Source organism: Salmonella sp. 2020_1459, from assembly GCF_043847915.1.
Taxonomy (GTDB): domain Bacteria; phylum Pseudomonadota; class Gammaproteobacteria; order Enterobacterales; family Enterobacteriaceae; genus Salmonella; species Salmonella enterica.
The window spans coordinates 379,904-392,414 of record NZ_JBCMFA010000002.1; the positions used below are offsets into that span (position 1 = coordinate 379,904).

11 protein-coding genes are annotated in these 12,511 nt (G+C 45.1%); 6 read left to right on the plus strand and 5 right to left on the minus strand.

The genetic code is table 11. The annotated features are described in order from the left end of the window. Positions 1–170: 170 nt before the first annotated feature. Positions 171–1,184, plus strand: a complete 1,014-nt coding sequence (gene trpS, locus ACH0VJ_RS06730; protein ID WP_001094622.1) for a tryptophan--tRNA ligase — start codon at positions 171–173, stop codon at positions 1,182–1,184. Here the strand turns inward: trpS and uxuR are convergent, their stop codons facing one another. Beyond that, on the minus strand, positions 1,185–1,958 hold the full coding sequence (uxuR, locus tag ACH0VJ_RS06735) for a Uxu operon transcriptional regulator (RefSeq protein WP_000841654.1): 774 nt from the start codon (positions 1,956–1,958) through the stop codon (positions 1,185–1,187). Positions 1,959–2,307: 349 nt separating this feature from the next. Between uxuR and ACH0VJ_RS06740 the strand changes: the two genes are divergently transcribed. Continuing rightward, entirely contained in the window at positions 2,308–2,973 is a 666-nt protein-coding gene (locus ACH0VJ_RS06740; protein ID WP_000588692.1) for a dienelactone hydrolase family protein, read from the plus strand. Positions 2,974–2,989: 16 nt separating this feature from the next. Here the strand turns inward: ACH0VJ_RS06740 and ACH0VJ_RS06745 are convergent, their stop codons facing one another. The 3 genes from ACH0VJ_RS06745 to ACH0VJ_RS06755 all read right to left on the minus strand — a co-directional run bounded on the left by ACH0VJ_RS06745 (position 2,990) and on the right by ACH0VJ_RS06755 (position 5,527). Continuing rightward, on the minus strand, positions 2,990–3,451 hold the full coding sequence (locus ACH0VJ_RS06745; RefSeq protein ID WP_001682584.1) for a DUF302 domain-containing protein: 462 nt from the start codon (positions 3,449–3,451) through the stop codon (positions 2,990–2,992). A 204-nt stretch (positions 3,452–3,655) separates the two neighbouring features. Beyond that, complete coding sequence (locus tag ACH0VJ_RS06750) at positions 3,656–4,567, minus strand: STM4504/CBY_0614 family protein (RefSeq protein ID WP_000556768.1); 912 nt, start codon at positions 4,565–4,567, stop codon at positions 3,656–3,658. Positions 4,568–4,918: 351 nt separating this feature from the next. After that, complete coding sequence (locus tag ACH0VJ_RS06755; protein WP_000864865.1) at positions 4,919–5,527, minus strand: DUF1062 domain-containing protein; 609 nt, start codon at positions 5,525–5,527, stop codon at positions 4,919–4,921. 487 nt (positions 5,528–6,014) lie between these two features. Here ACH0VJ_RS06755 and ACH0VJ_RS06760 point away from each other — a divergent pair, with 487 nt between their 5' ends. The 3 genes from ACH0VJ_RS06760 (at position 6,015) to ACH0VJ_RS06770 (ending at position 9,184) form a co-directional block, all read left to right on the plus strand. Next, the gene (locus ACH0VJ_RS06760; protein ID WP_001054381.1) at positions 6,015–6,272 is read left to right on the plus strand and encodes a YjhX family toxin; all 258 of its coding nucleotides are present in this window, start codon (positions 6,015–6,017) and stop codon (positions 6,270–6,272) included. 4 nt (positions 6,273–6,276) lie between these two features. Next, positions 6,277–7,908, plus strand: coding sequence for a methyltransferase domain-containing protein (locus ACH0VJ_RS06765; protein ID WP_000979793.1), 1,632 nt, complete (start codon positions 6,277–6,279; stop codon positions 7,906–7,908). A gap of 559 nt (positions 7,909–8,467) precedes the next feature. Further along, on the plus strand, positions 8,468–9,184 hold the full coding sequence (locus tag ACH0VJ_RS06770) for a YebC/PmpR family DNA-binding transcriptional regulator (protein WP_000532939.1): 717 nt from the start codon (positions 8,468–8,470) through the stop codon (positions 9,182–9,184). A 239-nt stretch (positions 9,185–9,423) separates the two neighbouring features. On the opposite strand, the gene ACH0VJ_RS06775 is transcribed toward ACH0VJ_RS06770, so the two are convergent. Further along, complete coding sequence (locus ACH0VJ_RS06775) at positions 9,424–11,469, minus strand: hypothetical protein (protein ID WP_000049444.1); 2,046 nt, start codon at positions 11,467–11,469, stop codon at positions 9,424–9,426. 391 nt (positions 11,470–11,860) lie between these two features. Between ACH0VJ_RS06775 and ACH0VJ_RS06780 the strand changes: the two genes are divergently transcribed. After that, positions 11,861–12,511, plus strand: coding sequence for a hypothetical protein (locus tag ACH0VJ_RS06780; RefSeq protein ID WP_000826209.1), 651 nt, complete (start codon positions 11,861–11,863; stop codon positions 12,509–12,511).

The window sequence follows — 12,511 nt, forward strand, 5'->3', positions numbered from 1 at the left end:
TTAGATCACATGAACACGAAACGATCCAACGCTACGCAACGTCATCTCCGCTGGTGGCTGCCTTCCTGAAGGCGGCACGGATCACTATCCCTTTTTAAGTAGCCGCCGAAAGGCGGCTACTGCGTTTCGGGACGTCTTTCGGCTTTACAGTAAGCATAAAGGAGTCCTTAATGAACACCCTTCCTATCATTCTGACTGGCGATCGCCCCACCGGCTCGCTGCACCTCGGCCATTATGTCGGTTCACTGCGCCAGCGCGTCGCGCTACAGCAGGATCACCAACAGTATGTCCTGATTGCCGACCTGCAGGGACTCACCGATAACGGCAGTAATCCGCAAAAAATCCGCGATAATATTCCGCAAGTGTTAGCTGACTATCTGGCCGTCGGCATCGATCCCACGCTGACGACGATCTGCCTGCAATCCGCGTTACCCGCCCTCGCCGAATTAACGGTGCTGTATATGAATATTGTTACCGTCGCCCGAGTGGAGCGTAATCCTACGGTAAAAAATGAGATTGCCCAAAAAGGCTTTACCCGTTCCCTGCCGGTCGGGTTCATGGCGTATCCCATTAGCCAGGCGGCAGATATCACCGCCTTTAAGGCCGAAATGGTACCGGTTGGCGACGACCAATTGCCCATGATTGAGCAAACGAATGAGATCGTTCATAAGATGAATAGTCTTTTCTCCTCGCCGGTATTGCGACCCTGTCAGGCGCTCCTGAGCGATACGGGTCGTCTGCCCGGCATTGACGGCAGCGCCAAGATGTCGAAATCGCTCGGCAATACCCTGCTTCTTTCCGCCAGCGAAGAGACCATCCACCGTGCGGTCAGCGCGATGTACACCGATCCCAATCATTTAAAAATTAGCGATCCGGGAAAAATAGAAGGTAACGTCGTCTTTACGTGGCTGGATGCGTTTCATCCGGATAAAGCCAAAGTCGCGGCGATGAAAGCACATTATCAACAAGGCGGATTAGGCGACCGTGTCTGTAAAAATGAGCTGGAGACCTGCCTGCAAGAACTGATCGCGCCAATACGCGAACGACGGGCAACCTTTATTGCGGATAAGGGAATGCTAATGGAATTGCTGAAAAAAGGTAGCGAGCGGGCGCATGAGGTCACTCAAAAGACGCTACAGGAAGTAAAACGTGGACTGGGTCTGCCCACGCTATTCCAGGTATAATCAGGCATCAACGTTGTCCAGCGGCCATGACTCAAACAGATAGCCATCAAAGTAGATGTCATCAACATTGGAAAACTCCAGCAGACGCTGCTTCACGTTTTCCAGGTGCTGCCACATCGCCAGCTTCGCTGCGCGGGCGTCTTTCTTAATTAACGCCGCGAGGATCTGCTTATGATCGACCAGCCACTCCTTACGGTAAAGCGTATCGCCCAGATGGCTATGAAGCTGGAGCCACATCGGATTATTTTCACGCCATTGCCAGGACTGACGGAAGAGCTCTACCAACATACTGTTATGGGTCGCTTCGGCAATGGCCAGATGAAACTGCATATCGCCGCTTTCTGAGCCGCCCGGCGCGCTGGAGGCGAGCTCTCGCTCTTCCAGTTGTAACGCCTGGCGCATTTTAATGATGTCTTCGCGGGTGGCCTGCAGAGCGGCAAATTCAGCGATATTGCTTTCCAGCAACTGACGCGCCTGTAACAGTTCAAACGGCCCGGCGTCATTACAGTGATTGACGTCAGCGCCTTCCATCTCGTTATTATCCGCACTGTCGAGCACGTAGATCCCGGCGCCGCGGCGGACTTCAACCAGACCTTTAATTTCCAGCATGATCAGCGCTTCACGCACGACGGTACGCGTCACATTGAGCCTCTCAGCGATCTCTCTTTCCGGCGGCAAGCGCTCCCCGGGGCGGTACGGCGTCTGAACAATCAGATCCCGTATCATTGCGCCCACTTCCTGGTAAGGTCTTTGCTGAGAAGTGTTTGATTTCATATTGGTCGTGCCCGTCCGATGCGATTTCCCGGTATCAGACTATAGCATTTGTAAAGGGGGATAGCACGCGTAGCACACCAAAAACGCGAAACTGGTCAACCAACAAAACAATAATGCGCCCCGTTTCGTTAGTGAAGCCAGATGAAAGGAAAGGCAGTAGACAATACACGACTGATGTTCCACCTTTAGCCCTGATGCCTGAATATGAACAGCATATTGGTTTACCAATATAAAATTTATCAACCAAAAATCAGGCCATAAAATGTGTCTGTACATTGACAGGAACAACGCCTCTGACATAGCGTGATCGGCGAAAATCCAGCCGCTCTCTTTGTATCAAGAACGCGTTATGATAAAAGACACCGTGTTTTTCGCTCCAGGCGTATCCGGGGGAAGCAACGCCTCCAGTCTGTCGAGCCGCCATCGCCGGGCAGCGATTATTCTGCATGAAATTTATGGTATTAACGCTCATATCCAACGCGCAGGCCATGAATGGATGACGCGCGGATTCGACATCTATATTCCCGCGCTGTTTCCTCACCATACCCCCTTTCGCTATGAACAGCAGGAGGAGGCTTACCGTCACTTTTCAGCAAATGTCGGCTTTGATCCCGCCGTCGTTACCACATTACTCCACGAGCTCAGAACGCAGTACGAGACGTTAATCGTCGTAGGATATAGCGTCGGCGCAACGCTCGCATGGCTAAGTGCAGCCAGTGGGTTATGTGATGGCGTCATTTGCTATTACGGTTCCCGTATACGCCAGTACCTTCATCTTGCGCCTCTCTGTCCGGCACTGGTTATTATCGCGCGTTATGAGCCGGCGTTTGATCCCCTCGCCATGCGACAGGCGCTGGAAAAGCGACCCCTGGTGCAGTGTAAAATGTACGATGCGCGGCACGGGTTCTGTGATGCTGATAGCGCCACCTTCGATGCCGCCTTATCGCATCAGGTAATGGACGATGTGAGCGCATTTATTCGCGACATCACTTGTGCAAACACATCGCCCGATTGAAGCCTGATTTTCAGCTTTAGTGGAGACATTTTTCAACGAGCTGTTCCAGTTTTTTCAAAGCCTGTATGTCTGCGGCATCAAGACCATAACGTTGCAGCGTTTCAGCGGGATGATAACTGACTAACGTTCGCCCATCGGCTTGCTGGCTAATGAGCACCCGAAACGGTAAATCCAGCGCCAGTTCGGGATGCGCCAGCATGAGAGGCGTTCCGCCTTTAGGATTGCCAAAGACCAGAACCGTTGTCGGCGGCATTTTCAGGTTAACATTCTGTGCCGCTCTGGCATGATCAAATTCCCCAAATAACACCAGACCGTGATCGGCGACAGCGTGCATCAACCGCGCTCGGGTCTGCAAATAGTCATAAGCGCTGTAGGTTTTAACCATGGTTATCGCTCCATCCTCCGTTGCAAAGCCAGGCCTTATTAAGATTAACATCAGGGTTATTGCCAATAAAAAAGGCTTTAAAATAGCGCTCATTCTTCTCTCTCCCTGACCCAATACCCATGAGTAAATGCGACACAGATGATATGCAGTTTAAAAAGCAGTCATCGTACTGTACCCCTTATTATTGCACTGAACAGCTCATCACTAAAAAAACAGACGGCAGAACAAAAAATTCCGACGTCTGAACAAATTTAAATGAAGATGATGCAGTCTGACTGAACGACAGCGCGATCGTTATTATGGCGCGACACTATCTTCTTCAGCCCGCTGGGTAAGAAAAAATATACTCCGCTCAGTAAGATAATAAATACTACAGGCCAACTCTTCAGAGATACGGAGCATCATTGCGTAGTGATGATGCGATTTTTCTGGCGCCATCGGCAGAAATATTTCTGACTCCAGCACGTTACTTAAAAAATGAAATTTATGTGCATATTCAGCAGATATAACGCCTCTCGCCATCAGATTAGCCATTAGTGTATTTAAACTATCTTGTTCATGATATGCGATACCTTTTCTCTCATGAATTCTGAGAAGAACGCTTCTGAAGACTGCATGACATTCCTTTACGACACAGGCAAAATCATTAAGCATCAGGCGATTATACGCTTCCATAAGATCATATTCGACAAAGCCATACTCTCCAGGGGAGTACAAATAATAACATATGTTTTTAAGCCGTTTTATTCTGCGCAACCTTACAATCCTACCATTTTCATATCGATATTTTAAACCATGCTCATGAAATATATTATTTAATTCACTAATCGCCTTATCCGGTTCTAACCCAAGCGTAACTTCATAGGTCCGAAGGTAGGTATCTATATAGTTAAAAGCAAGCTCAATGGTATCAATATGCTTTCTTTTATCATCTGTTTTTAATAACAGATTACTCATTTCATCCAGATATGACGTTGAATGCGCATATAAGGTGAATAAGCCATACTCTTTGCGCAACGTTTTACATATTCTTCGATAAACTTCGTCAGAATGACTATTATGATAGCAGTATAATGTCATATCATAAAAAGAGGAGCAATTCCCTAACGTATTAATAATCAATAAGATTATTTGCTCGCGTATTTCTAACGGAATATCTTCATATAACAGATCGCTATGCCTTAGTGAGTATGGTCTAAAGGTGTGCATTCCTCCTCCTGTAACCGCAACAGAAAAAAATACGCTATGAATAGCGCCACATTACTCTAATTAAGTGGTTCAGGTATTAATATCAGCTCAACAGTGAGCCATTTTTTCTTATTTTTTAATGGTGTTGCGTGAATATTTATTTACTCTACAGATAATTGTATCCCATCGCCCTTTGTCATTCTGCTGATCATCACTGGTGCGAAAATCTGGATTATCCATGGCATTCAGTCTTCACTGAATGCCACAGACAAGCGTTATTCAACTAAAGCTCACCTGTCCCTTAGTCCTTCTTTCATTCCGTTGCGTCGTTGCCATACCAGCACACTTAAACGTAAGGTGAGCTTATTGTTTTTATCGACGGGTCAGAACAATCCTTCGCCGGTCATACAGCGTTTCAACAGAGAGCTGCAAATCATATTTCGCATTCTTCAGTTTTCGTGATTTAAGCATTTTCATCGTGACGCCACTTATTTGCCCTGTTTCAATCCGTCTCTTGATTTCGGCTGCGCTTAGCAGGAGTTGCTTCTTCAAAATCGACAGCAGGCTGACCTGAAAAGAACGGGAAATCCTGACGCTAACACTGACCTGCTTGTGGGAGGCGATACTGACCAGCCACCGTTCCTGAATGTGAAAATCAGGCTGCCCCGATAATTCAGCATTGTTTCGCTTCAGGATCGCGTTGTCATAAGCAAAATATTGCACCGTGGCAGCATCATTCGCCATCAGTCGGCCATAAAGATCGCGGTTAATTTTGCTGACTGGCAGGCGCGAGAACAGGGAGATATTCCAGGTGTAATCGCAGTGTGTGCATTTATAGATACTCCAGACATCGAGTACCTTCTTTTGCGAATTAACCCGAAATGCCCCAGAAGGCGTGAAGTCCCGTTTTACGCTGCATGAAGGGCAACGTTTCGCTATGCGCTGATACCCCACAGGAGTGACAGTCCATATGACTTTCATAACGTACCTTTTTTAACCCATACAAAACCGGATCCGAACTCAGCGGACCATAAATGTTTGTGTATGAAAAATATTTAAGTGATATTTTTCAGCGGGTTAAAAAAAGATTTCCAACGCTACAACCCTGTCAATGGCCAAAAGATACGTCGAGACTATCAAAGCGGTCATTATCGGGTATATGAGTTTAATCAATATTCATTATGGTAATTGCGGGAGCTATTCATCTGATACGTTAAACGTCATGAGCCTCCCTTTGAGATCACACTTTTCACTCCCGGTTATTCACTTACAGAAATCAGGTGTTATCATTCACGACGTAAATACCTTTCAACTCAACCCGAGGCTTTGATGCTGGAGAATGTCATCATCTGATAATCAGTTCCCCGACCTTTTCAGGCCGGACTGATTATCAATGCGCCGAAATCGAATGCGGACACCGCAGTGTGTTTGCACGTTTTGCCTATGATGATTAAACAGGTTCTTCAGTATGAATTTATCCCGTCAGGAACAACGTACCTTACACGTTCTCGCCAAAGGCGGACGCATTACGCACATCCGCGATGCGTCAGGCCGCGTCACCGCCGTTGAGTGCTATAGCCGCGAAGGGTTGTTGCTCGCCGATTGCACGCTCGCTGTATTCAAAAAACTCAAAACCAAAAAGCTGATCAAATCCGTTAACGGTCAGCCCTACCGCATTAATACAACCGGGCTGAACAGCGTTCGCGCCCAGCCTGATAATCGCTAAGGAGATGATGATGGATATCAGCGCCGTTATTTCTGCAACGCATCACATTCGGCTATTACCCGATGAAGGCAAAATCCCCTGGGACGAGCCAGCCTTCAGCCAACGCATGCTGGAAAATCATCTGTCGCAGGACCACGACTGGGCCAGCCGCCGGCTAACCGTGATTGAGCAACAGGTAACATGGATTACCCGTCAGTTACCCGCTGGCGCCCGCATTCTGGATCTCGGCTGTGGACCCGGTTTTTATACCCGCCTGTTAGCGGAGCGTGGGTTTCACTGCACAGGCGTAGATTTCTCTCCGGCATCCATCACATGGGCTCGCCAGCAGGCGCAAGCCGCAAACCTGAATATTGACTACATTCAGCAGGATATTCGTACATACCACCCCACGGAACCTTTTGATTTCATTATGATGACGTTTGGGGAACTGAATGTCTTTAGCGCTGCGGATGCGCAAAGCCTTATCAGTCATTGCGCGCAGTGGTTGAAACCGGATGGCAAACTGCTTGTTGAAGTGCATACCTTCGATGAAGTTAAACGCCAGGGCATGGCGCAGCCAGGCTGGCAGCGTTGTCCGCACGGCCTGTTTCTTGCCGTGCCTCATCTGCTGTTAACGGAAAATGCCTGGGATGAAGAGGCCCAAACCAGCTCAACGCAGTTCTGGGCGATAGCGGAAAACGGCTGTACCACCCGTTTCGGCAGTCAAATGAAGGCCTGGCGCGATGATGAATATATCAGCCTGCTTGGTGATGCTGGCTTCACTGTGTTGCAGCGCCCGGACAGTCACACCTGGCCGGTCGGCGAGACTTTTGCAGGCAAGCTGTTTGCGCTGCTGGCTGAAAAAGCCCCTCCCGCTGAGGGAATCGCCCTCAGTAAAAGGAATAACCCAATGGATATCCCACGTATTTTTACCATTAGCGAAAGCGAACACCGTATCCATAATCCGTTTACAGCGGAAAAGTACGCCACGCTGGGCCATGCGTTACGCATGAAGCCAGGCACGCGGATTCTCGATCTCGGTAGCGGCTCGGGTGAGATGCTCTGCACCTGGGCTCGCGATTACGGTGTTACAGGTACTGGCATTGACATAAGCCCGCTCTTCACCACACAGGCAAAACAACGTGCAGAAGAGCTCGGCGTCAGTGAATACGTACATTTTATTCATAACGACGCGGCCGGTTATATCGACGAGGAAAAATATGACGTGGCGGCCTGCGTAGGCGCTACCTGGATTGCGGGCGGTGTCGCGGGGACAATAGATCTGCTGGCCAAAAGCCTCAAACCTGGCGGGATCATTCTCATCGGTGAACCGTACTGGCGTCGGATCCCCGCAACGGAAGAGATCGCCCACGCCTGTGGCGTCTCATCCGTCGCCGATTTTCGTCCCCTGCCCGAGTTGGTCGCCTTTTTTGACCAACTTGGCTATGACGTAGTGGAAATGGTGCTGGCGGACCCGCAAGGCTGGGACAGATATGAAGCCGCGAAGTGGATGACCATGCGCCGCTGGCTGGAGGAAAACCCTGACGATGAGTTTGCGCAGGAGGTTCGAACAGAACTGACGGTAGCCCCCAAACGTCACGTCACCTGGACGCGAGAATACTTTGGCTGGGGCGTATTTGCGTTAATCGCGCGATAACGTAAAGCAGGAGGTATACCCTACAAGAGGTATACCTCCGTTTAAAAGTATGCAACAAATTAACACGGCTCAAGGCGGGAATATATCGTCTTAGAGACTATCCCACCAGGCGTTATTGGCGCAGCCAGTTTGGACACGGACAGCGCGCAAAAACCGGAGCGTACACGTAGTACGTGAGGATTTTGAGCACTGCCCAGGTCCAAAATGGCAAGTAAAATAGCCCTAATGGGATAGGCTCTTAATTTCGCCATTAAGTTTCTGCCACAATATGTCGCAAGACGTGCAAGCGTTCCACCTCACCTGATGAGCGAAACCACCATCAATAAGACGTTATTGCTGCGATTCAATTATTAAAAATAAAAAAAGAACCAGAAGAAAATTAAAAAATGACTTACCCACCATATTAGCCATTGTTAAAATCAAAGTAATCCTCCGTAAAAGCTGGAACTTTTTATTTCTCATAGACGAGAATTTATATATTATGATATAATACGGCAGAAAAACATGCAGGTTATTAACCTGCCATTAATGTAAATAATTCTTTGAGGAGATGTTTCCAGTGGGACGTAAATGGGCAAATATTGTTGCTAAAAAAACGGCTAAAGACGGTGCAACGTCTAAAGTATATGCAAAATTTGGTGTAGAAATCTATGCTGCGGCTAAACAAGGTGAACCAGACCCGGAATCAAACTCAGCTTTAAAATTCGTTATTGAACGTGCGAAACAAGCACAGGTTCCAAAACATGTTATTGATAAAGCCATTGATAAAGCCAAAGGTGGCGGAGATGAAACGTTCGTGCAAGGGCGTTATGAAGGCTTTGGACCCAATGGTTCAATGGTTATCGCTGAAACGTTGACGTCTAATGTTAACCGTACGATTGCTAATATCCGCACAATTTTTAATAAAAAAGGCGGGAATATCGGAGCGGCAGGTGCTGTCAGCTATATGTTTGACAATACTGGAGTGATTGTATTTAAAGGAACAGACCCTGACCATATTTTCGAAATTTTGCTTGATGCTGAAGTTGATGTTCGTGATGTAACCGAAGAAGAAGGAAACATCGTTATTTATACTGAAGCTACAGACCTGCATAAAGGAATCGCAGCGCTAAAAGCAGCTGGAATTACTGAATTTTCAACAACAGAATTAGAAATGATTGCTCAATCAGAAGTTGAACTTTCACCAGAAGATTTAGAAATCTTTGAAGGACTTGTTGATGCCCTTGAAGATGATGATGATGTGCAAAAAGTATATCATAACGTTGCAAACCTCTAATTATAAATTAAACAAATCTGTCTCTATGGCAGATTTGTTTAATTTATAAAGCTGTTATAAAAAAGTCTATCTGGCCGGGATCTCAAAAAATGCCTGGAACTAAAATGGGTCTATTTACATCTCCATCGCCGCCATGCTGAAGCTGATGGGGTAAAGATTTCCTTACTGAACTGATTTTACGCCCGTAACCGGGCACCATTTTTCAGATACAAATAATGCTTAATTTGTAACTATATAAACTAGTTAATCTGCTCATCTTCTTTACGAATATATGGACCAAAAGCCCAAGAATCATAATAAGGATGATAAATGAGTGTTTCATCAAACCGAACACTATAGGTTAATTTTTTAATGTTTTTACGCACTGCGCTTACACTAGGCAAACAATAAAGATAGTTAAGAAATTTTTCAATTGTTATCTCCCCTGTGCAATGCTCATAACCATCAATAATATTTTTTATTCTATCTCCTTCTTCATTGTTTTGGAAAATCACCCCTGGCACACGTTGAAGAAAACTAGATAACGAATATTTATCGACAACAAACACATTATCGGAATGATATTTCCCTCCAAGCATAGTTGTTGTGACAATAATTTTATGAACACCTTTCGGTTGCCAATCTACCGGGAGATTGAACTCATTAATAATGATATCAAGATGGTTAAGATAGTGTGTTGAAATTCTGTCGATTTGTTCAATATAAGACCGCAATAATTTATTATTACCATCATAAATTAATGAACTATCTCCAATAATATTACACAATTGTTGATAATACTTGCCATAATAAATCGGCTGCCCATTTGATTTAAGCTCTGTAAAAATCAAATGATCATCAATAAGCATTACGCAATCACACTGAAAATTAGCATGTGTTTCAATGGGAGATGCTTTAATCCCAGCTGCACGAACCTGTCTTAAAAATTGCTGTTCATGGAATCGCCCCTTACCTGCCTGAGAGATTTTTTTTGATCCAAATAACGACATTAAAGAACGTGTAGCAGAACTATGTGCTATTAATGCTGGCATTAAGCATAATCCATCTACACAGGGAATGAATGGACAATCATTAAGATCATGTGACTTTGAATTAAAAGTAAAATAACCAATAACTTTTTTCGCCACATCCTCCGCCATACCTTTCCGTTTAAAAAAAGATAACCAATTTTCACGACTCTTTATTATCAGCCATCTGTCTACCTGTAATGGTATAGGTTTTTTGGAGGAAAATCTTTTCCTCAACTCTTCTTTGGATAACTCAACTAAACATTGATAAGCATGTACCCAATTATATAGTGATACATTACCATATTCTTCATGTAGATCGTCAGGTGACATATTTTCTAACTCACTTAAATGATGTGAGCTATAAATACCTTCAGGATTTAAATAAGAAGGCATACGGTTCTTAGCCCATTGCCTTAATTTAAGACCTTTTTTGCTTGAAGTGTGCATCTCACTATATAAATTAGATTCTCTCATCATCAATCTATTTCGGGCAATTTCATAGTCCTGATATAAACAAGAACCATTGACATCAAGAGAATATGTATCATTATCTTTTTTAGTAAATTCCGCATTACTCAATCTAAAAAAGTCACTTACCCTACTTAATGAGTCAAAAACATTCCATTCATCAAGATATTTTCTCATTGAAAGCAGAGTTTCTTTATCTATACGACAATTTAATTTTAAGGGTTCATTAGTACGTAAATGAGAGAATATTCTCCCAGAATAAGTCGCCACCTCATCAAATGCTCTATTCAACGTTCTGAAATACTCAATATCAGGTTCAGCATTAATATCTATATTTTCAGAGATAATAAACAAGGGGAAATTTTTCTTTACTTTGTTTATATCTTTTACCGTTATTAGTGATGATAGTGAAGATAAAAACATTTCACAAAACAGGATAAGATTAAGTGTTAATGAGTGTGTTCTCTTAATATCTTTACGCCAAATATTATTACATTTCGCAGACTTAAAGAAAGCGTTATTGACATCATGCATTATTTTACATTGGCGTTCAAATTCAGATATTAAATCAATATATTCAGGAAACACATTCATCAATCCATTAACGCATAATTTAAACGTATTATTATATTCTTCCTCGATCTGAAATGAGTATCTATTTAAATAAATAGAAGATATTCTTAAAACATCCAGAGCCATATTAACATTGACATCTTTTCTTTTTATATATTCACCAAAGAAACAACAAAACTCATTGGTATCCTTGGCTATATTAATGATTCTATTAACATCGTAAACCTTACTCATGACCTTTACCCTTCTAATATTTATAGGTTATTTTAAAGCAATCCTCCACGCTAAAAAGTGATTTACCTCGAATATATCAAACCTTATAGAGCATAAAATAAAAAATCCGCAACAGTAGGTAAATAAAAAACCAACCAATTATATAAATAACATTGCCCCACTAAGATATAATTAAACTCAAAACTAAATCATTTATTTTTAATAAGGAAGTTACACAATATGATTCTACAAAAAAAATGAAAGGTAGCCAAATCTTAAAGCTATTATTATTCGCTTATTTACTTTACTATTTTAACAACAATCACCTAATTTAAAAAAACATAAAACAATTGTCGGTAGTCCCTTCCCCTCCCATCCTGCACGCTCCTGTAAAAGCACAGTGGAGGATGCGATGAAACGACTGCTGACAGCTCTGCTCCTGTTTATTTTCAACGGCGTGGCCGCCGCCTCCCCTGCAACGCCAGAAGTCGTTCGCTACGACCGCTATCTGCTGGTCAACACGTCACCGCAACAGCCACTTCTGGAGCAGCTTACCACCCTGTCCGTTCCGCCAGGTTTTCATCCGACGGTCGGGGAAGCGCTGCAGTACCTGCTGCGCGACAGCGGCTGGTCCTTGTGTCTCGCCGATGCGCGCCGGGCGCAGCTTTATGGCCTCCCGTGCCAGTACAACACCGGTCCGCTGCGCCTGAAGGCCGCCCTGCAACTCCTGGCGGGCCCGGCATGGCGGATGACCACCGACGAAAACCGTCGCGAAATTTGTTTTGCCAGTGACAATTCCCTCCCCCCGACGGTGGCTTACCGTCATCCCGTGTCTCTCCGCCCTTTGGGGCCATTAACGGCCCCGTTTTTTCTCGCCGGGACCCTACAGCACGGTGATATCCGCCTGGCGGTGATAGTGCCGCCGGATGCTGTTTACCTCCATCAGGTGGTATGGCTGCGCAGGGAAGAACAGTGGCACGGCTGGCGACTGGAGCGGATTGATGAGCGCCGGGCCATATTCCGTCACGGCAAACGCCAGCTGACGCTGAAGATGCCGGAGTAA